The sequence below is a fragment of the Thalassovita sp. ABM4_323 genome (assembly GCF_056158665.1).
Genome location: NZ_JBSWTS010000007.1, coordinates 3,403,990 through 3,423,114 on the forward strand (window position 1 = coordinate 3,403,990; position 19,125 = coordinate 3,423,114).

At 62.3% G+C, this 19,125-nt stretch carries 16 protein-coding genes; 6 read left to right on the forward strand and 10 right to left on the reverse strand.

What is annotated here, in order from left to right; genetic code table 11:
• The first annotated feature begins 77 nt into the window (after nucleotides 1-77).
• The 3 genes from ACXADQ_RS19360 to ACXADQ_RS19370 are packed head-to-tail and all read left to right on the forward strand — an operon-like array spanning nucleotide 78 to nucleotide 4,240.
• A complete protein-coding gene (locus tag ACXADQ_RS19360) occupies nucleotides 78-773 on the forward strand; it encodes a response regulator (protein WP_475325223.1) in 696 nt (231 codons plus the stop codon).
• Nucleotides 774-814: 41 nt separating this feature from the next.
• A complete protein-coding gene (locus ACXADQ_RS19365) occupies nucleotides 815-1,984 on the forward strand; it encodes an FIST N-terminal domain-containing protein (RefSeq protein ID WP_475325227.1) in 1,170 nt (389 codons plus the stop codon).
• Between the two features lie 3 nt (nucleotides 1,985-1,987).
• Nucleotides 1,988-4,240, forward strand: coding sequence for a hybrid sensor histidine kinase/response regulator (locus ACXADQ_RS19370; protein ID WP_475325231.1), 2,253 nt, complete (start codon nucleotides 1,988-1,990; stop codon nucleotides 4,238-4,240).
• Between the two features lie 3 nt (nucleotides 4,241-4,243).
• Here the strand turns inward: ACXADQ_RS19370 and ACXADQ_RS19375 are convergent, their stop codons facing one another.
• Genes ACXADQ_RS19375 through ACXADQ_RS19385 form a run of 3 tightly spaced genes read right to left on the reverse strand, consistent with a single transcriptional unit; the run spans nucleotide 4,244 to nucleotide 7,085 of the window.
• Complete coding sequence (locus ACXADQ_RS19375) at nucleotides 4,244-5,242, reverse strand: YcjF family protein (RefSeq protein WP_475325234.1); 999 nt, start codon at nucleotides 5,240-5,242, stop codon at nucleotides 4,244-4,246.
• Entirely contained in the window at nucleotides 5,239-5,679 is a 441-nt protein-coding gene (locus ACXADQ_RS19380; RefSeq protein ID WP_475325236.1) for a GNAT family N-acetyltransferase, read from the reverse strand. The genes ACXADQ_RS19375 and ACXADQ_RS19380 overlap by 4 nt, the downstream gene beginning before the upstream one ends.
• Entirely contained in the window at nucleotides 5,676-7,085 is a 1,410-nt protein-coding gene (locus tag ACXADQ_RS19385; RefSeq protein ID WP_475326108.1) for a YcjX family GTP-binding protein, read from the reverse strand. The genes ACXADQ_RS19380 and ACXADQ_RS19385 overlap by 4 nt, the downstream gene beginning before the upstream one ends.
• Before the next feature lie 162 nt (nucleotides 7,086-7,247).
• Between ACXADQ_RS19385 and truA the strand changes: the two genes are divergently transcribed.
• Nucleotides 7,248-8,024 carry a tRNA pseudouridine(38-40) synthase TruA gene (gene truA / locus ACXADQ_RS19390; protein WP_475325240.1) on the forward strand — a complete coding sequence of 259 codons (777 nt, stop codon included), beginning with the start codon at nucleotides 7,248-7,250 and terminating at the stop codon, nucleotides 8,022-8,024.
• Here the strand turns inward: truA and ACXADQ_RS19395 are convergent.
• Nucleotides 8,012-9,259, reverse strand: coding sequence for an NAD(P)/FAD-dependent oxidoreductase (locus ACXADQ_RS19395; RefSeq protein ID WP_475325244.1), 1,248 nt, complete (start codon nucleotides 9,257-9,259; stop codon nucleotides 8,012-8,014). The two genes, truA and ACXADQ_RS19395, sit on opposite strands and share 13 nt — an antisense overlap.
• Before the next feature lie 183 nt (nucleotides 9,260-9,442).
• Between ACXADQ_RS19395 and ACXADQ_RS19400 the strand changes: the two genes are divergently transcribed.
• Complete coding sequence (locus ACXADQ_RS19400; RefSeq protein ID WP_475325248.1) at nucleotides 9,443-10,087, forward strand: hypothetical protein; 645 nt, start codon at nucleotides 9,443-9,445, stop codon at nucleotides 10,085-10,087.
• Nucleotides 10,088-10,153: 66 nt separating this feature from the next.
• Here the strand turns inward: ACXADQ_RS19400 and ACXADQ_RS19405 are convergent, their stop codons facing one another.
• The 6 genes from ACXADQ_RS19405 to ACXADQ_RS19430 all read right to left on the reverse strand — a co-directional run bounded on the left by ACXADQ_RS19405 (nucleotide 10,154) and on the right by ACXADQ_RS19430 (nucleotide 18,303).
• Nucleotides 10,154-11,209 (reverse strand): serine protease, encoded by a 1,056-nt coding sequence (locus ACXADQ_RS19405; protein WP_475325252.1) that lies wholly within the window; start codon nucleotides 11,207-11,209, stop codon nucleotides 10,154-10,156.
• Between the two features lie 51 nt (nucleotides 11,210-11,260).
• Nucleotides 11,261-13,318 carry a caspase family protein gene (locus ACXADQ_RS19410; RefSeq protein WP_475325257.1) on the reverse strand — a complete coding sequence of 686 codons (2,058 nt, stop codon included), beginning with the start codon at nucleotides 13,316-13,318 and terminating at the stop codon, nucleotides 11,261-11,263.
• A 65-nt stretch (nucleotides 13,319-13,383) separates the two neighbouring features.
• Nucleotides 13,384-14,838 carry a patatin-like phospholipase family protein gene (locus ACXADQ_RS19415; RefSeq protein WP_475325260.1) on the reverse strand — a complete coding sequence of 485 codons (1,455 nt, stop codon included), beginning with the start codon at nucleotides 14,836-14,838 and terminating at the stop codon, nucleotides 13,384-13,386.
• Nucleotides 14,839-14,866: 28 nt separating this feature from the next.
• The gene (locus tag ACXADQ_RS19420) at nucleotides 14,867-16,222 is read right to left on the reverse strand and encodes a sensor histidine kinase (protein ID WP_475325264.1); all 1,356 of its coding nucleotides are present in this window, start codon (nucleotides 16,220-16,222) and stop codon (nucleotides 14,867-14,869) included.
• Nucleotides 16,219-16,926 (reverse strand): response regulator transcription factor, encoded by a 708-nt coding sequence (locus ACXADQ_RS19425; RefSeq protein ID WP_475325268.1) that lies wholly within the window; start codon nucleotides 16,924-16,926, stop codon nucleotides 16,219-16,221. Before ACXADQ_RS19425 ends, ACXADQ_RS19420 begins: the two co-directional genes overlap by 4 nt.
• A gap of 21 nt (nucleotides 16,927-16,947) precedes the next feature.
• Nucleotides 16,948-18,303, reverse strand: a complete 1,356-nt coding sequence (locus ACXADQ_RS19430) for a S1C family serine protease (RefSeq protein ID WP_475325273.1) — start codon at nucleotides 18,301-18,303, stop codon at nucleotides 16,948-16,950.
• A 158-nt stretch (nucleotides 18,304-18,461) separates the two neighbouring features.
• Between ACXADQ_RS19430 and ACXADQ_RS19435 the strand changes: the two genes are divergently transcribed.
• Nucleotides 18,462-19,115, forward strand: a complete 654-nt coding sequence (locus ACXADQ_RS19435) for a hypothetical protein (protein ID WP_475325275.1) — start codon at nucleotides 18,462-18,464, stop codon at nucleotides 19,113-19,115.
• The last annotated feature ends 10 nt before the right edge of the window (nucleotides 19,116-19,125 follow it).

Sequence of the window (19,125 nt, forward strand, 5' to 3'; positions counted from 1 at the left end):
TTGCACTACGACTTTTAGGTATATGGTCGCAGGGCACCCCCTTTGGTAGCCTTTCTGCAAAAGACGGAGAATATCCTGTGCAAGCAAATGGCCAACAACAGACGCCCCCCGGCAAGACGTTCACGACAGCCTTGATCGTGGACGATCACCCGCTGTTCTGCGATGCGCTGTCGATGACCTTGCGCACCACCGTGGGCATTCCGAATATCGCGACAGCGGACACGCTGGAAAACGCCATCGCGGAAATCGCGGCAAATGGCGGGCCGGACGTTGTGGTTCTGGACCTGAACCTGCCGGACGTGAACGGGCTGGACGGGCTGATCCGTATCCGCAATGTGACGAACGCTCCGATCGTGGTGGTGTCGTCGATGGCGGACAATCGTGTAATCAGCGGCGTGATTCATGCCGGGGCCAATGGCTTTGTTCCCAAGCACAGCCAGCGGGATGTGTTCCAGGCGGCCTTTGACGCGCTGCGCCGGTCTGAAACCTTTATTCCGGCCGGGTATGTTCTGCTGGATCGCGACACCAGCCCGGATCAATCTGACGTGATGGAGCGTTTGGCCTCGTTGACCAACCAACAGGCGCGCATCCTGCAACTGATCTGCGAAGGCAAGCTGAACAAACAGATCGCCTATGACCTGTCCATCGCCGAAACCACGGTCAAGGCACATGTCACCGCGATCATGCGGAAATTGGGCGTACAAAGCCGGACTCAGGCTGTTTTGATCGCAAAAGAGGCGAGTTTTAACACCGTCTTGCAAGAACGCCCCTGAGACGCGTACCATCTTCAGGTTACGATTGGGGAGGAAACCTGATGCAACGAAGCGGCGACCTTTCGGGGGCGCTTGGTGGTGTTTCGGAATATGTGCGCACGGGCTTTGCCCAAGCGAACGATCCCGAGGCGATCCAGAAACTTGCCGGGCTTTTGCAGCCCAGCGAGCTGGAGCTTGTGATCCTTTTCGTATCCCCCACGGCAGATATTCATCAGGTGGCCGCCCAGGCCAAAAAGGCCTTTGCCCCGGCGACCGTCATTGGCAGCACCACCGCAGGCGAGCTGACCAGCCAAGGCTATACCGAGGACGAGATCGTCGCCATCGGCCTGCCGCGCGAATATTTCTGTACCGATGTGTTGTTGGTCCCGGATCTGGACAACTACGACCAGCAAACCCTGATTGGCGATTTGATCCGCGGTCGCCACGACATCACCCGCCAAACGCCCGACTGGCGCTCTGAATGTGCGATGCTGTTGGTGGACGGGCTTACCATGCACGAGGACGAGCTGACCTCGCATCTGTCGCTGGGCGTTGGCCCCGTCCCCCTGTTTGGAGGCAGCGCAGGCGATGGCGATCGGTTCGAGGAAACCTTTGTTCTGCACGGCGGCAGCGCCTATACGAACGCCGCCATCGTCGTGCAGATGCGCACCAGATGCGAGATCGAGGTGTTCAACTCGGATCACCTGCTGCCCACGGATGACCGCATGGTGGTCACCGGCGCGGATCCGGCGCATCGCATTGTCCATGAAATCAATGCCGAACCGGCCGCCAAGGAATATGCCCGCCTGCTGGGCAAAGACCCCGAACAGCTGACCTCGTTCACCTTTGCGGCCCATCCGGTTGTCGTGCGCATCGGCGGGCAGCATCATGTGCGCTCGATCCAGCGGGTCGAAGAAAACGGCGACCTGGTGTTCTTTTCCGCCATCGACGAAGGCGTGGTGCTGACCCTGGCCGAAAGCACCGATATGGTCACCCATCTGGAAAAGGAAATGGCCAAGCTGGCCGAACGCGGCCAGCCCGATGCCATCATCGCCTTTGATTGCATTTTCCGCCGGATGGAGGCGGAACAAAAACAGCTCAAGGGCCAGCTGTCCGACGTTCTGGCCCGCTATAACGTGGCCGGGCTGTCGACCTATGGCGAGCAGATCAACTCGCGCCATGTAAACCAGACGTTGACAGGGATCGCCATCTATCCCCCCAAAAAGGACTAGGCCATGCTGAACGGCCTGATCAACCAACAGGATTCCCTTGAGCGGCAGAACGAAAAGCTGCAAAAGATCGTCGAGACCCTGATGAAGCGGGTCGAACAGGACACCGGGTCTTCGGGCGTGGCCTATGCCCAGTTTCAACGCGCTGTCCTGCTTGAAGAAGAGGTCCGCGCGCGCACCCGAGATCTGGGCCGCGCCCTGGATTTGCTGAACGAATCCAACGCCAAGCTGGCCGTCGCCAACCAGGAAACCGAGGCCGCCCGCGCCGACCTGGCCAACGCGATTGAAACCGTGCAAGAGGGCTTTGCCCTGTTCAATGCCGACGAAGAACTGGTGATGTGCAACAGCCGTTTTGGCATGCATATGGGCGACATCAAACCCGACCTAAAACCCGGCCTGCGATTTGGCGACTATGTCCACAAGGTCAGCCGCAGCCGCTATTTATCGCTGCCTCGTGGCGAAACAGCCGAACAATGGGAAGGCCGCAGGCTGGACCGGCACAAGGACACCAGCGTGATCTTTAACGTCCGCCTGACCGGGCGGCGCTGGATTCAGGTCTCCGAGCACCGCACGCCCTCGGGGGGGACGGTGATCCTGCAAACGGATGTGACCGACATCGTACGGCTGGAACGTCAAGAGCGCGAGCGCCTGATCGACGATCAGGCCCGCCTGATCCGCGCGACGCTGGAACATCTGAAGCAGGGCGTGTGCATCTTTGACAGCTTTGGCCGGCTGGTCGGCTGGAACCATCGCGTGTCCGAGCTGTTATCCGTCGGTGTACGCCGGTTCCAACTGGGCAGCAAATTCGCCACCATCTGCGATTTCTTTCGCTCGAACTATACTTTTTCCGCGGGCATCACCCCGGATGGCATCGTGGATTGGGCCGAAAACAAGACCGAACGGGCGCCGCTGTCTTTTGAAATGCAACGCGGGCTGGACATGACCCTGGCAGTGTTCATGCAGGAAATGCCCGACCGAGGCTTTGTGATCAGCTTTACCGACATCACCGCGGAACGCACCGCCATCCGCGCCATGACCGAGGCCAAAGAAACCCTGGAGCACCGGGTTTTCGAACGCACCCTCGAACTGGAGGACGCCCTGGCCGAAGCCGAACGCGCCAACGCCTCGAAATCGCGCTTTGTGGCGGCGGCCAGCCATGACCTTTTGCAACCCCTGTCGGCGGCCAAACTGTATGTGGCCTCGTTAGAGCAAGACATCACCGAACCCGAACCCCATGCCTTGCTGTCCAAGGCGGCCAGTGCGCTGCAATCGGTGGAAAACATTCTGGGGGCGCTGTTGGATATCTCGAAACTGGATTCGGGGCTGGCGCACACGCATATTTCAACCGTCGATCTGGGCGAGATGCTGCGCCAGCTTGGCGACGAGCTGGGCCCGATTGGCGCCGCCAAAGGGCTGGATTTCCGCATTGTTCATACCACGGCCGAGGTGTCCTCGGATGCGACCTATCTGCGGCGTATTCTGCAAAACCTGTTGTCCAACGCGATCCGCTATACGGCGCATGGCAAGGTTCTGATCGGACTGCGCCACTTGCCCAATTCGGTGCGGGTCGAGGTCTGGGACACGGGCCCCGGCATCCCCGAAGAGGAACAGTTCCGCATCTTTGGCGAGTTTCAGCGCATCAACGCCACCGCCAGCGCCGCCGACGGGATGGGGCTGGGTCTGGCCATTGTCGAACGCGCCTGCGCGCTGTTGCAACACCCGCTGGAACTGACCTCGAAAGTCGGGGTTGGCACGGTGTTTTCGGTCGAGCTGCCGCGCGCGCGTCCGCAGCCCGGTCAGGCGCATCCGGTCGTCTTTCGCCATCACACCCAACCCGGAGATGTCTCTAACATGGTTGTGTTGCTGATCGAAAACGATGACGAGCTGCGCAACGCCATGACCATCACGATGGAGCAATGGCGCGTGGATGTGCTGACCTGCAGCGCCGGAACCGAGGCCATGGCCCTGCTGGACGAGATCGATATCATCCCCGACGCAATCGTTGCCGACTATCAGCTGGATGACGGCGAAGACGGGCTGACCTCGATCCGACGATTGCGCGCGGCCTATGGGCAGATCCCGGCTTGCATCATTTCAGCCAATCGCAGCACCGATCTGGTGATGGCCTGTGAAACGGCCAAACTGCCATTGCTATACAAGCCGATTGATCCACCGATGCTGCGCGATTTCCTGCAAAAATCGTCGGCGCCGCCCAAGCCAAAGGTCACCGGAACCACCCGGCGCGCGGCGGGCCAATAGGGCCTAGTCGTCCTTGCTGAACAGCCCGGTCAGGGCGCGTTTGACCAACCCGGTAACCGACGGGCGCTGCACCCGTTCGAATGGCAAGGGACGGCAGACCTCCATCGCGGCCACACCCACACGTGCGGTCAGGGCTCCGTTCACGACGCCTTCGCCAAAACGACGCGAGAGCTTGGACAGCACGCCACCCCCCGCAACCGAGCTGATCAGATCATCGCCCACCGCCACGGCCCCGGTGGCCACCAGATGGGTCATCACCGCCCGCGCCAGACGCCAGCTGCCCAAGGTGCCCGCGCGCCCGCCATAGATTTCGGCCACGCGCCGGATCATCCGCAGGTTCGCTGTCAGCGCCGCGAACACATCCGCCAAAGCCAAGGGTACAATGGCCGTCACAGTGGCGACCTGGCGGGCGGCGGCCTCGACCTCGCGCATGGCGGCCTGATCAAGCGGAGCCAGGTATTCGGCCTCGGCCAGGTCCAGCAGGGCGTCCGCGTCAAACTGTTCTTCTTTGCGCTCGTCAAAGCGGGCGCGGGCCCAATCCAGCTCTGCGCGCCCGCGATACAGCGCCTGGATCTGCGCCACGACCTTGCGGGCTTTGCTCAGGTCCTGATCTGCCCGCGCCTCGGCCCCGGCACGATGCAGTTTGTCCAGCCGAGACAGACGGCCAAACGCGGCCAGTTCGCGGATCGCTGCGATGATCAAAACCAGCAAAAAACTGACCGTCAGCACCGCAACGCCATAGCCCAGCAAGGGCACGCGCGCGATCAACCCGGTCACGAAATCCCACGCGGCGACCGAGACCACCGCCCCCAGCAGCGACAGTCCCAATCCCCAGACCCATTTCGCCAAGCCCGACCCACGCGGCGACTGCGCCGCCAGCGCCACCGCTTTTTGCATCGCGGCCCCGGTCGGAGCGACGACGTCCGGCACGGGTGGAGCAGCATCCGGGCCCGCAGCCGGGGGCGTGTCTTCCAGATCAATCAGGATCGGACCTTTGGTCATGCGATGCTCTCTCTGTGCCAGATCAATTGAATGTCGGGGCGATGTTCATCATTGCCCTCGCCGGCGGTTTTGGCGCCTTCGGCAAAGCCCTGCGCCAGGTAAAAGGCCCGCGCCAGATGGTTGTCCTGCAAGGTCCACAGCTCCAGCTGATGACACTGCGATTTTGCGTCATTCAGCAATGTACGCCCCACCCCGCATCCCTGCGCACGCGGATGAACATACAACGCATGAACCCGCGCGCCGTCCCGCACGATAAAGCCCGCCATTCCGCGTTCATCCCCGATGCAGCGCACCCAGCCCTGCACCACCACCCGCGCCATCAAACGCGCATCCGTCCACCAATCGCGCGGGCTGTCGCCGTTGGCGCGGGTGTGCAGCCACAGAATGCTGAGCAGCCAGGGCACATGGTAGAAACGGGCGGGTTTGGGCTTGGTCACAGGCGGTCTCCGATCAGGAACTGAGCCGCGCGATCCAGCCGGATATGCGGCGGGCCTTCGCCCGGTTTCAGCGACAGGGCCGCCGGGGCAAAGCTCATGACCTGGTAATCCGCATCCAGCCATTTTTGCGCCCCACTGCGGGCGGGGGACAGCAGATGCGCCGGGTCCTCGGGCAAGGCACCGGGATAAAAGGCAGCGCGCTTGCCGGTGTCCAGCAAAGTCCCGCGCACCACATCCAGCGCCTTGCCGTTATGGGTCAGACGATCCTCGGTGGTGGCGCGCAACGAGGCCAGCGCCATCGCGCGCGTTTCAGCCCCGGCAAAATCAGCGCGGTCCCGTGCATCGCGGGTCAGGGCCTCCATGATGGCGCTCAACTTTGCATGTTGGGCGTGGTGCAAATGATCGGCCTTGGTGGCGGCGAACAGGATTTTCTCGACCCGTTTACCCAACAACAGACGTGTCAGAAACGCGTTGCGACCCGGGCGGAAGGCCGCCAGGATATCGGCCATCGCGCGGCGCAGATCCTCGACCGCCTGGGGGCCGCTATGGATCGCCCCCAGCGCATCCACCAGCACCACCTGCCGGTCAATCCGGGCAAAGTGATCGCGGAAAAACGGCTTCACGACCTTGGATTTATAGGCCTCGTAGCGTCGTTCCATCTCGCGCAAGAGAGACCCGCGTTTTGACGCCCCCGAAAGCGGTGCAAAGGTCAAGGCAGGGCTGCCCGCCAGATCACCGGGCAACAGAAACCGCCCCGGCGTGCAATCCGAATAGCCCTGCGCCCGGGCGGCCGTCAGATAGGCGGTAAAAGACGCCGCCAGAGCCTGTGCGATGGGTTCCTCATGGCGTGCTTCCACATCGGTTTCAGACAGCAGAGCGCGATAGTCTGCGGCCGCTGGGCGATCCGCGATCCGCGCCAAGACATCCGCGGACCAGGCAGCAAAGCTCTTGTCCAACAAGCCCAGGTCCAACAGCCATTCGCCGGGGTAATCCACGATATCCAGATGGATGGTGCGCGGCCCGGACAGGCCCGACAACAGCCCGGTGGGCCGCACCCGCAGCGACAGGCGCAATTCGCTGACCGAGCGGGTCGAGTCCGGCCAGTGGGGCGTGGGCGAGGTCAGCGCCGCCAGGTGGTTTTCAAAATCAAAGCGCGGAATCGTATCATCCGGCTGAGGTTGCAGATAGGCCGCCTCGATCCGGCCCTCGGCGCCTGCCAACAGGCCCGGCATCCGCCCCCGATCCAACAGGTTCGCCACCAGCGAGGTGATAAAAACCGTCTTGCCCGAACGCGCCAGCCCGGTCACGCCCAGCCGAATGACGGGTTCAAAAAACGTCTCCGAAATATTGTCGCCAACCGCCTCGACCCCACGGGTCAGGCCATCGGCCAGATCGGTCAGTCCCAAATGCTCTGCCTCAATTCTGGTTTCTGTCCCCAAGATAGGCATCCTTTGGCGCGCGGGGAAGCGTTGGGGGCACGGATCACGCGAATTTCCCCGTCCAGGCCTGCTGCGAAAAATCTGCGGCGGCGCTTTCCCCAGGGCGAAATTCACGCTAGGACCGCTCCCATGCCCAGATATGCACTGAAAGTCGAATACCACGGAGCCCCCTTCGCCGGATGGCAGCGCCAGGCCGATCAGCCCTCGGTTCAGGGCGCGATCGAGGCCGCATTGGCCAAACTGGAACCCGGCCCCCACACCATCGCTGCCGCAGGGCGGACCGATGCGGGCGTGCATGCGCTGGCGCAGGTGGCCCATTGCGACATGCAAAAGGACTGGGACCCGTTTCGCCTGTCCGAGGCGCTGAACTTCCATCTAAAGCCGCAGCCCGTGGCGATTGTCGCGGCGGCCCGGGTCGAGGACGACTGGCACGCGCGGTTTTCGGCTGTGGAACGGCAGTATACGTTTCGTTTGCTGATGCGGCGCGCGCCAGCAACGCATGATGCGGGGCTGGTCTGGCAAATCTCGCATGACTTGGCAGTGGCGCCCATGCAAGAGGCCGCCAAGTACCTGATCGGACGCCATGATTTCACGACCTTCCGGTCCTCGATCTGTCAGGCGGCCAGCCCGGTGAAAACGCTGGACGAGCTGACCATCACCCGGGTCGACGGCTGGTCTGGCCCCGAGATCCGGTTTTTCCTGCGCGCGCGTTCCTTCCTGCACAATCAGGTGCGCAGCTTTGTCGGTACACTCGAGCGCGTTGGCGCAGGCGCATGGCCCCCCGCGCAGGTGAAACAGGCACTCGAGGCCTGCGACCGCGCCGCCTGCGGGCCGGTCTGTCCGCCGCAGGGGTTGTACTTGTCGGGCGTCGGCTATCCCGACGATCCGTTTCCTCAGGCGCGCTGAAAACGGCCCGGCTCGAACGGGGCAAGATCGATATTCGGGGTCTGATCGCTGGCCAGTTGCGCCAGCAGCCGCCCCGTTTTGGCCCCGCCCGTCAGCCCTATATGATGATGGCCAACCCCGATATAGGCGCCCTTGGCCCCCGGCACATGGCCGATCATCGGCAGCGAATCCGTCAGCACCGGGCGGTGCCCCATCCATTCGGTTTGCTCCTCCCAGGTCAGATCAGGCATCGCCGCCCGGATCGAGCGCATCAGCAGTTTGAACGGCCCCCGCGACGGTCCGGCCCTGAGCCCGCCGAATTCAACGATTCCGGCCAGGCGCAGACGGCCCTCCATCGGGGTCACAACGAATTGGCCGTCATTCACCAGGATCGGGTGGCGCGGCATGATAGACGGGTTCCACAGCTCGATATGATAGCCGCGCTCGGATTCCAGCGGTATCCGCAAGCCCAGCGCCTTGGCCAGGGGGCTGCTCCAGGCGCCGGTGGTCACAACTACGGCGTCACAGCTGAGTGTCTCTCCGTCCAGGCGCAGACCCGAGACGCGGCCATTCTGGCGAAGGATATCGGTGACATCCGCACGGATGACGCGGCCACCGTTGGTTTCGACATGACGGGCCAGCGCCTTGACATAGGCTCCGGGGTCGGAAATGCGGCCATGCCCGCCAAAGGTCGCGCCGAACCCCATGTTCCCGGTCAGCGCAGGATCATAGGCGCGCAGGGCCGGGCCTTCGTATTCCGTCCAGTCAAAGCCGTTTTCGCGTTTCAACGCATAGGTATAGGCATCGGCCTGGAACGCCGCCCGATCCCGGTAGACATAGGTGAAATCGCACGGGTGCAGGTATGCCTCCGCGTCCGTTCCAGCGCTAAGCGCCTGATGATCCGCCAGGCTGTCCCCAATCAAAGACGTCAAAGCCCGGGCGGTGGCGCGGGCGTCGCGATCATTTGCGTGGGCGATGTATTTGGCCAGCCATGGCATCAGACGCGGGATATAGCCCCATTTCAGGAACAGCGGTTTTGCCGGATTGAACACATATCCCGGAGCCTGACGTATCAAACCGGGCACTGGCACCGGCACAACGGCGCAGGACGCCAAAACCCCGCCATTCCCGAACGAGGCGCCCTCGGACGGACCAAGGCGATCGATCAGCGTTACTTTCATGCCGGCGCGTTGCGCCCAGATGGCGGTCGCGGTGCCGACAATACCGGCGCCGACAATGGCTATGTGCTTGCTCACCCGACTCAGATCCCAATTCTGTCACCCGGACGAATGATGAGCAGGCCCGAGCGGAATGCCAAGGGCGAATGCGCATCCCGCAAGCCCCGGTGCATCCCAGACCCAGGCCTCACCAAAAGATGATTCCTATCTGGGCGGTGGCGGTGTAAGTTCGCCAAAAGCCAACCCAAAGAGAGCACTGCCATGAAATCTGTTGCTTTTGCACTTGCGACAACCCTGCTGACGTCGACAGCTGTCTGGGCCGAAAACTCTGCGATCAAACAGCTGACACTGGCGCAGGATGTGTTCGCATATGGGCTGGACATGCAGGACCCGTTTGCGGTGATGACAGCGGCCAAAATGACGGCTGCCATCCACATGACAGATATCCCGCGCGAGACGCAGACCCGACCGGGCGAGCAGGCCTCGGACGCGGCCGAAGACGCGGATGATCTGATCGTGGAGGCCGCTGAAATGTATGCCATCGCGATCGAATTCGCGGGCGGGGATGACCACTTGATTGGCCTGATCGAAGATGCCCAGGCCGAGGGCAGCCGGGGCCGATTGGGCGGGGCGTCGCGCACGTTGAACCGATTGCAGTCGGGCTATGTGGATATGGTCAAGCTGGAATTCGAAGGCGGCAAACTGGCCGAGCTGGCCATCCTTGGGGCCGATGGCGCCAATCTGGATCTGCGGGTGTCGGATGCGCTTGGCAATACGATCTGCAAGGAACAGGGCATTTCAGACAAGCTCTATTGTGCTTGGACGCCAGAATCCAACGGCGTCTTCTTCGCCGAGGTGGAGAACGTCAGTGCCCGTCGCAACAGTTATTACGTGCTGACGAACTGACCACAGGCACAAGATCAAAAAACCCCCGCCGGATCAGCGGGGGTTTCTTTGTTTTGTCAGGTCTGATCAGTTTTGGCTGATCGTTTGTTCCAGCCAGGGCAGGAACTTGGACACCTTGGTATAGGCCGAGAAAATCGCGTCTTCGGCGCAGGATTTTGTCGCCGCGTTGCTGAGCCCCCAGCTGACAATACCTGCCTGAATATAGCTGCCATCGTCCAGCGGCACGACCAGCGGGCCACCGCTGTCGCCCTGACACGAGGTTTTCCCACCCTCGAACGAGCCCGAGCAGATCATGTTCTCGGTCAGTGGCAGGGGCGCGCGGCGCACCAGCTCTTCCCAGGCGCCCTGCATGTCATTGTCGTTCAGACGGAAGATCGAGGCGGCCTCGACAAACGGGCGGCTGGCAACCTGTGCGCGGGCTTTCATCAGCGACTCGTTGCACATGTCGCGCGACAGCATCTGGATTTCCGCCTGATACATGCGGTCCGGGTGTTTGCCCCCATTCACCAGCCCCCAGCCGGTCACCACGGTGGGGATACCGGCCTGATCCAGCACGTCCCCGAAATTGGCGTCCGGCACCTTGATGGTGCGGTAATTCGCATTGGGGCGGCGCGCCAGCTTGATCAGCGCCACGTCCCCGTCCCAGCCGTTGGGGTTGTAGTTGGGATAGCGATAGATGCCCGCCACCGGAACGTTGTCCCCCTGGCCGGGTGCGATGGTGTTCGTGCCCACAAGGATGGTCAGCTGGCTGGGATGCAGATCGAAATAGCTTCCGTCCTGATCCTGCATGTGAATGCAATGCGCGGCCGTCAGCACCCATTGATCCAGCACCAGCGACCCGCCGCAGAAATGCGCATCCGGGCTGACCGGATAGCCAGCAATCATCAGGCCAACCTGCCAGGGCCAGGCGCCATTTGCGGCCAGCTCGCCGCCGATCACCTTGGATCCGCTGCCATCCTCGGCCATCTTTTTCGAGCGCTCAGCCTTTTTGTTGCTTTCGGCAAAACTGAAGGGCGAGGCATTCTCGGCCTCGACTGTGGGCGCTGTCATGTCCTGAGCGGTCACGGGCGCCGCAATCAGGGCCGCAGCCAGCGCAAGGCTGCCAAGCTTAAAGACTTTCATCTTTGGTCCTTTCTTGAAGTTCTGTTTGAAATTGCTGTGTTTCATCACGCCCTACTCCTCCGCTTGCAGATGAACAGTGTAGCGGGTGACATCGAGTTTGGGCAAACCTTCATCGCTGCCCATTGGCAGGGCACGAGAGGATTCCTCGGGGCTGAGCGCGCGGCTGAAATACTCCTGCAAGGCCCCGCCCCCCTGAGCCATATCGCGAGTTTGGGCCGGATCGGCCAGTGCAGACAGATCGGTGCGGGGGGCCCCGTCGCGCGCAGGCGAAGAGATCACGATGATTTCCTCGACCCCGGGGCGACCATCCGGGTTCTGGATCAGCAGGCCGATTTCCTGACGTTCGCCAAAGGCCACACGGTTGGAATAGCCCGGCTCGGGCCAGATCGCCAAGACCGCAAAATCGCGATCCACATACAGAACGGTGACATCCTGCGCCTTCAGATCGGAATTTGAGATTGTCAGCCAGACCTGATCGCAGCTGCTGACGGTCAGGGTTTTACCAGCCTGTTTCAGCGGGTCCAATTCGGGTTCGGCGCAGGCGTCGCCATCAATCGCTGCCTTGGCCACCGCCACAGATTGCCCAACCGCCGTACTGAACAGGCTGAACCCGCCTGCGCCACTGGTTTCGGCCATTGCCAGCGCACTGCGCATCCGGTGGGTACGTGCAGCACGCTCCAGGAAATCGGCCAGAACGACCTCGGGGTAGTCCGTGCCGTTCAACGCCAGACGCGGGCTTGACCCCGGCCCCAACGGATCCAGCACGCCATCCCGGCCCGCCAGGGCCAAGGCCCCGTCCACCAGATACGGCTGCAAATCAAAACTCGTTGCGTTCAGGCGCACCCCTTCCAGCGCATCGGCCTGGGCAAAAAACTCCATCAACGCGGTCAGAGCCATGTAGTCATACCCGTCCGCCGGATCCGCCCGCAGCGGCGCCGCCATCCCCACCAAAGCAGGCGCCCCCGGTTGAATAACCCGCGCGTACCCTCTGGCGGGCAAGGTGTCCTCGCTGCGCAGCAGGGCCGAATTCGCCTTGGGGCGGGCAACTGCTGCGGTGGCCAAAACCTGATCCGAGGTCACGGCGCCGTGGATCGCCACCTGTGCCCCTTCGGTCAGGCCTGACAGCAGGCCCGCCAACAGTCGATCCCCCTTGGTTTCAAACAATTCGGCGGCCTTGGCCGCCCCGAACACACCTGCGCCCATCAACGAACCCTCGCCATCGGGCGATTGAGCGGCGGGGCCATTGCGGGCCATGCTGTCGGTTGTTGCCTGCAAGGCCTGTTCCCAGCTGAGCGTCGATTCCTGCGACAGAACCCCCGTCAGCGCGCGCGTGAAATCCCCGTACCAATTGCCCGGGTCCTCGGACGCGCCGATCGGATATTCAAACGAGCGCTGGTTGGATTGCGACGAATACAGAAACACATACTCGCCTGTCAGCGGCGGCATCGCGGCCCCAGTCGCCTCGGGGGTGGCATCCGTTGGAATACCCAAAGAGATCGGATCAACATACCGCGCGGCCGAGGCCTGCCCGCCCAGCGCCCGAAACCCCGTGGCCGAATGACAGGCATCCAGCACCGCCACCATCTGCGCGCCCGTATCCAAAATCGCCTGGAACCGCACCGCCAATTCATCATCCACGATGGCGTTTTCAACGGCCCCGATCGCGCCGCGCCAACCGCTGGCATCTGCGGGCAGCAGGATTTCGTCATAGCCCCCACCCTCGTCCCCGTTTTGATCCGGGGCCTGCGAGCCATGGCCGGAGAAATAGAAAAACACGGTGTCGTCCGGGCCTGCACGCGTCACCAGATCATCCAGCGCGCCCAGGATCGCGGCGCGGGTTGGCGTATCTGCGATTTCGACTCCGTCAGCATGGCGCGATCCGGGCGAGGCCAGCAGGTGAATGTTGGCGTGCTCGACCCCGCGATCCACCAACATCTGCGTCACCAGACCAACGTCATTTGCCGGCCCACGCAGATCCGCATCCAGATGCAGATAATCGGACACCCCGATCACCACGGCATGGGTCTCGGCCCGCGCCGGTGCCGCCACAGACAGGGCCGCTACAGACAGGGCCGCCACAGCGCCAAGGATCGCGAAAGGTTTCAACATAACCCATTGATTACAGGCCCTTCGCGCCCAATCAAGCCTTTGCCAGCGTGTAACCGAATTTGTCATCAATTCTGAACCGGGCTGATCCGGCGGGGTTTGTCGCCAGCCCCCCGAATTGCGGCCAGCGGATTGCGTCCGGGCGAGGCGCGCAGGAACCCGTTCAGTTCAGGGTTCAGGCGCGCCGCCAAACGGCCCGCCTCGATCGCCATATCCACCTGCTCGGTCTTCAGTTTCAACCGGGTCGGTATCTCGTTCAGCTCGGTTTGCTGGTCCTTATCCAGCGCATCAAAGCTGACCAGGCCAACAAAGAATTTCAGGTCGCGACAGTTCCAACCACGGGTCGAGCCGCGATACCGGCGCACCTCGGCCAGCGACAGGGAACACCGGAACTCGACCAGATCAGATTCCCATTTTTCCAGCTGAAGACGCATCGCATCATAGCCCGTGCGCGAGGCCGACCCCATCGAGGCCCCCGCAATCCCCATCGCCAGGCTGGGGCCACCGGGACCGCGCAACTTGTTGGACCAGCGATAGGTTTTTTCCGTGCCCGCATCGGCCACAAGGAACAGGAACCGTTTGAGCCGCACCGCCTGTTCCACCGTCATGGGCGCGTATGCGTTGCGGGCCCGGGCGCGTTCAATCGCCAGCCCTGTGGTGCCGAAATTATCGGTGATACCACCATCCAACAGCTTGACATATTTGACCTTTTCGGGGTCTCCATAGCTTTCGAGCGCGGCTGCATGGGATCGCATGGCCGAGCTTGCCTCGGGGTTATAGCGCGCCGCGGTCAGCCAATCGGGCTCTTGATAATCACACTTGTTCTGATGCGCCTCCAGCACGATGGGGGAAAACACCAGCGGAAACGCCGCCGAGGCCGCGACCGCATCGGAAATCGGGAAACTGGACAAATCCGAGCACAACGCATCAAAGGTTTCAGGGCTGAACAAGAAGGTCGTCTGGTTCGCCATATCGGCCGCGTTGATCCAGGTGGTGATCTGGCTGCGTGCCCGTAAATCGCCAAAGGTCGCGCCATGGAACAGTTTTTCGTCCAAATACCGGCCAAAGGTCCGTCGCCCGTTGGCCCCGCCCGACAGCCCGCGCACGATTGTCAGCGGATTGAACGGCGAATTCGCCATATAGCGTTCGGCATTGGTGATCAGGTAATTCTCGCGGTATCCGTTCAGCGCCTTGGGGCCGTTCAGCCCGAAATAGGCCGCCGTGACCGAGCCCCCCGATACGCCGGTCACCAGCCGCACATCTGACAGGATGCCGTCGGGGTTCTTGGGGCTGGCGGTCTGGGCGCGCAGCTCTTGCAGCAGCCCGTAGGAAAAGGCCGAGGCCCGCATCCCCCCACCGGAAAAGGCCAGCCCGACATAAACCTCGCCATCGGTCGGCGCGTCCAGGGTCACCTCGGCAAGGGATGGGTTCTGGCCTTGAGTTAACGGCTGGTTCAACGGCTTGTTCACTGCCGAGCACCCCACCAGAAACAGGGCTGCGCCAAGCGCCTTGAATACGTTCATAATCTCCCCCCAGGAGTGCCCGATAATGTCAGGCCTTGGGGTCGAGTTTAGGGCAGCTGATCTGGATCGCAAAGCCTTTTGCGGTTTCGGGCAGAACAAGTTTCGCACCATGCCGGGCCGCGATGGCCTGAACCAGCGCCAGCCCCAGCCCATGACCAGCGGTGCCCCGATCCTTTTGCGCACGCGTGAATCGCTCAAACATCTGGTCGCGCATCTTTGCAGGAATTCCAGGCCCCGTGTCGGTGACGCTAAGCACTTGGCGCCCCTCGATTTCTTGCAGCTCCAGCGTCAGGTGGTCCCCCGCGCGGCAATATTTGATGGCGTTTTCCAACAGGTTGGTTTGCAGCTGCGCCAGAAGGCTGCGCTCGCCCAAAACCCACAGGTCCGGGGTGATCTTGGCCTGCGCGATCAAGCCGGCATCTTCGGCCAATGGAGCGTACAGATCGAAGACTTCTTCGGCCAATTCAGACAGGTTCACAGGCACCAGACCGGGGCGCTGACCCTTGGCAGCTTCGGCGGCCGAGATATCCAGCAAAGCGTCGAAAATCCGTATGGTCGAGCGGATTTCTGCGCGAATTTCATCCGCCGTTTCATCCGCCGTATCCAACCCGCTGAGCCGTTGCTGTATACGGTTCAGCGGCGTGCGCAGCTCGTGCGCGATGGCATCAGACAGGCGATGTGTGGCCCGGTTCAGCGCCTCGATCCGGTCCAGCATATTGTGGACATGCTCTTGCAGAACGGAAAACTCGTCATGGTTTTTTGGGGCAGGCAAGCGGGCGCCCAGATCGCCCTCGGCCACCTGATCAGCCAGGGCGTTCAGGCGCCCGATGCGCCCCAACACAGCGCGGCTGACGCCCCACCCTGCGGCCAGGGCAACCGCGATCAGGGCCAGCGCAACCCAGGCGATCAGGCGGCGTAGCTCGGCCAAGGTGGCCAGCGTATCCACCTGCGAGCGCGCGACCAGAAAGGGAAAGCCCCCCGGCAACTCTCGCGCTACACCCAAATAGGGCGCGCCAGCATGTTCGAAACCCTGCGCATGTTCGTTGGAAAACAGCTGTCCCATGGGGGACAACCCCAGCGGCCAAACCTCAATATTCCCGGCCAGCTTGGTTTGACGATCCATCAACAGATAGATCACCCGATCCGGCGGGGTCGAGGCCACGCGGAATTCGATCGCCTCGCGCAGGGCGACAATGCGGCGCTGCTCGTAGAGCGCGGCGAAGGCCTCCAGATCGGCCTGCAACAGTTCAGCCTGACGAGTTTCCAGCGAATGCGCCGTCACCCGGTATTGCAGCCCCATCGCCCCCAGCGACAAAAGGATGATGCCCGATGCCACCAGCAGCATCACCCTGAGACTGGCAGAGCGCGAGGGACGGTGGTTCATTCTGCGGCTTTCACGGGATCAAAGACATAGCCCTCGCCGCGGGCGGTGTGGATGATCGGGCGTCCGGCGACGTTTTCCAACTTGCGCCGCAAGCGCCCCACATGCACGTCCACCACATTCGTCTGCGGATCGAAATGCAAATTCCAGACATTTTCCAACAGCTGCATCCGCGTCACCACATCCCCCGCATTGGCCGCGAAAAAGCTAAGCAATTTGAACTCTTTGGGCGAAATCGCCACATGGGTCGTGCCCACGTGCACGGTGCGCGCCTTCATCCGGATTTCCAGATCGCCAAACACGATCACATCATTGTCCAGCGCCACCATGTTCTGACGGCGCAGCAAAGCGCGCAGGCGGGCGCGCAGCTCTTCTGCATCGAAGGGCTTGGCCAGGTAATCGTCGGCGCCTTTTTCCAGGCCTTCGATTTTGTTCTGGGCCCGCCCCAGAGCCGAGATCACCATGATCAGCGCGGTCGAGCCCGCCGCCCGCACCTTGGCGATGGCGTCCACCCCGTCCCCACCGGGCAGCATCCGATCAAACAGGATCACCGCGTATTCGCCCCCTGACGCCGCCTGTAGCCCCGCGTCATAGGTGCTGCAAATTTCGGGCATCGCGCCCACGTCGCGCACGGCCTGCGCCATGCCTTCTGCTGTGACGGCATCGTCCTCGACAATCAAAATCCGGGGCTGGTCGGGCGTGGTCATGGGGAACTCCTTGGGCACAGATCAAAAGATTACGACTTCGGGGTCAAGGACATTTCCGCCCCCAACAGGGCGCGTGCCCTTGCCGTTGCTCCAGGGATCCACCGCGATATGCAACGTGCGGCCATCGGGGCGACGCACCAACAACAGGATCGGACGCGAGACTTTCAGCGTCGCCAGCAGCTCTTTGGTGGCCGGTTGGCCGTTCACCGACAGGATCTTGTCTCCTTTGTTCAGACCCGCCAGAAAGGCCGGGCTTACGGGGCTGATCACGTCGACGGTCACGCCGTCCTCGGCCATTTGCAGCCCCAGACGCCCCAGATCATAGGCCCGGATGATCGCGATCGAGCGATCCGCTCCGTCATCGTCAATCAGCGCGCTATGGGTGGTGAAGTTCAGCGTCAGCGCAATTTCCTCGCCTGCGCGCAGCACCGTCAAGACAACGGGGCCTGTGCGCTCATCCAGGATAAAGGCCAGCTCGCCCGGGGTGGTCAGCACGCGGCCTGACGCGGCCAGCAAAACGTCCCCGGCTTGCAGACCTGCCTGATCGGCCAGCCCCGACGGATCCACGTTGTCAATCAGCAGGCCCCTGCCTTGCTCCAGCCCCAGGGCGCCCGCAATGCGACGATCAATCGGGCGCATGGTCAGGCCTAACGACGGGACAGGCAGCAGCTCGCCAGCGATGGCCCGATCGATCAACCAGGCGGGGATGGCATACGAGATCCCGACAAACAGGCGCGATCCATCAGCAACGCGAGCGTTGATCCCGATCACACGGCCCTTGGCATCCATCAGCGGCCCGCCCGAGCTGCCCGGATTGATCGCGGCGTCATGCTGAATATATCGCACCGGCACCGAGGCCAGCACCTGACGACCAATGGCAGACACGATCCCGCGCGTCACCGAGGACACGGTTTCCAGCGGCGCGCCCAAGGCATAAATCTCTTGTCCCAGGATGATCTCACTCGTTGGTTCCAATCCGCGCCCGAACACCGGACCGGGCAGTTCCAGCACCGCGATGTCACGCTTTTCGTCCCGCAGGATCACACGGGCCACCACAATGTCCCCCTGACGGTTGCGCAGGATCACGCGGGTGTTGGTTTTCACCACATGCGCATTGGTGACGGCCAGCCGCCCATCGCGCCACAACACCGCCGACCCCAGAAAGTTTTCGTCGCTGTCATCGGTATACACCACCAGCGTCGCCTCCAGTCCCCGGTCCAGCAGCTGCGCGGCCTCGGCCCTGTCCGCCCATGAGGACAACAGGGTGACGCAGAGCGCCGTCAAGGGCACCAAACGGACCAAAGGGCGTTGGTGCAATGGGGCGAACAGCCCGCGCAAAAGGGGCAGCTGAAGGATCATCCGAAGGGCATGAGTCATATGTCTTTTCCTAGTCGTTCCGGTTGATGTGACGCTATCAAGGGGGGCTGGCGAACTCACATGACAAGTCCGTTCATGTTTGAAAACCGGACAGAAAAGTTTTGAAAAACAAGGTTTCGCCGCGCATTATCAATGCAATTCCAAAGCGGAGATTTTCGATGTTTTCAAAAACCATTTGCCTTAGCGCGGGGCTTTTTCTGGGGGCGCTGAGTGCCTCGGCCCCGGCAGCGCATGCTGAAACGGGCGCAACGCTGAAGACCGCGCAAATGTCGGCCAGCCTGTTTTTGACGGGGCTTGAACAGTCCGATCCGATCCTGATCATGGCCGCCGCAAAGCTGCGAAAGTCACTGAACCTGACCCCAACCGAGCGCAGCCCCGAACAGGATGGCGCGTCGGGGGAAACACCTGCCGAAGCTCCGCTGACGTGGGAACAGATGCTGGACGCCGCCGAGGAGCTTTCGCTGGCGGATGAAACCCTGCTGGGCCTGATCGAGGATATCCGCGTCGAGCGTTCCAAGGGCGTTGCAACCGGGCAGGTCTATTCGATCAGCTCGATCCGCGCGGGGGGCACCGACACCTATCCGCCGCTGCCCTATACCGGGGGCGATTACGCCGAAGTCTATGTCGAAGGGCAGGCCGCCACCGATCTGAACCTGTTCGTCCATGACGCCAAGGGCCGGTTGGTCTGTTCCGATACCGATATCAGCGCGATCGCCTATTGCGGGTGGCGCCCGGCCCAGACGGGCGGGTTTACCATCATCGTGATGAACAAGGGCGGTGTTGCGTCCTCGTATTCGCTGATCACCAACTGACGAGGGCGGG

Excerpts from the sequence above, each read along its gene's own strand:
- truA (WP_475325240.1), top strand. The coding sequence starts at position 7,248 with ATGCCCAGATATGCACTGAAAGTCGAATACCACGGAGCCCCCTTCGCC.
- ACXADQ_RS19400 (WP_475325248.1), top strand. The coding sequence starts at position 9,443 with ATGAAATCTGTTGCTTTTGCACTTGCGACAACCCTGCTGACGTCGACA.
- ACXADQ_RS19425 (WP_475325268.1), bottom strand. The coding sequence starts at position 16,926 with ATGACCACGCCCGACCAGCCCCGGATTTTGATTGTCGAGGACGATGCC.
- ACXADQ_RS19405 (WP_475325252.1), bottom strand. The coding sequence starts at position 11,209 with ATGAAAGTCTTTAAGCTTGGCAGCCTTGCGCTGGCTGCGGCCCTGATT.
- ACXADQ_RS19365 (WP_475325227.1), top strand. The coding sequence starts at position 815 with ATGCAACGAAGCGGCGACCTTTCGGGGGCGCTTGGTGGTGTTTCGGAA.
- ACXADQ_RS19410 (WP_475325257.1), bottom strand. The coding sequence starts at position 13,318 with ATGTTGAAACCTTTCGCGATCCTTGGCGCTGTGGCGGCCCTGTCTGTA.
- ACXADQ_RS19420 (WP_475325264.1), bottom strand. The coding sequence starts at position 16,222 with ATGAACCACCGTCCCTCGCGCTCTGCCAGTCTCAGGGTGATGCTGCTG.
- ACXADQ_RS19370 (WP_475325231.1), top strand. The coding sequence starts at position 1,988 with ATGCTGAACGGCCTGATCAACCAACAGGATTCCCTTGAGCGGCAGAAC.
- ACXADQ_RS19375 (WP_475325234.1), bottom strand. The coding sequence starts at position 5,242 with ATGACCAAAGGTCCGATCCTGATTGATCTGGAAGACACGCCCCCGGCT.
- ACXADQ_RS19435 (WP_475325275.1), top strand. The coding sequence starts at position 18,462 with ATGTTTTCAAAAACCATTTGCCTTAGCGCGGGGCTTTTTCTGGGGGCG.
- ACXADQ_RS19430 (WP_475325273.1), bottom strand. The coding sequence starts at position 18,303 with ATGACTCATGCCCTTCGGATGATCCTTCAGCTGCCCCTTTTGCGCGGG.
- ACXADQ_RS19415 (WP_475325260.1), bottom strand. The coding sequence starts at position 14,838 with ATGAACGTATTCAAGGCGCTTGGCGCAGCCCTGTTTCTGGTGGGGTGC.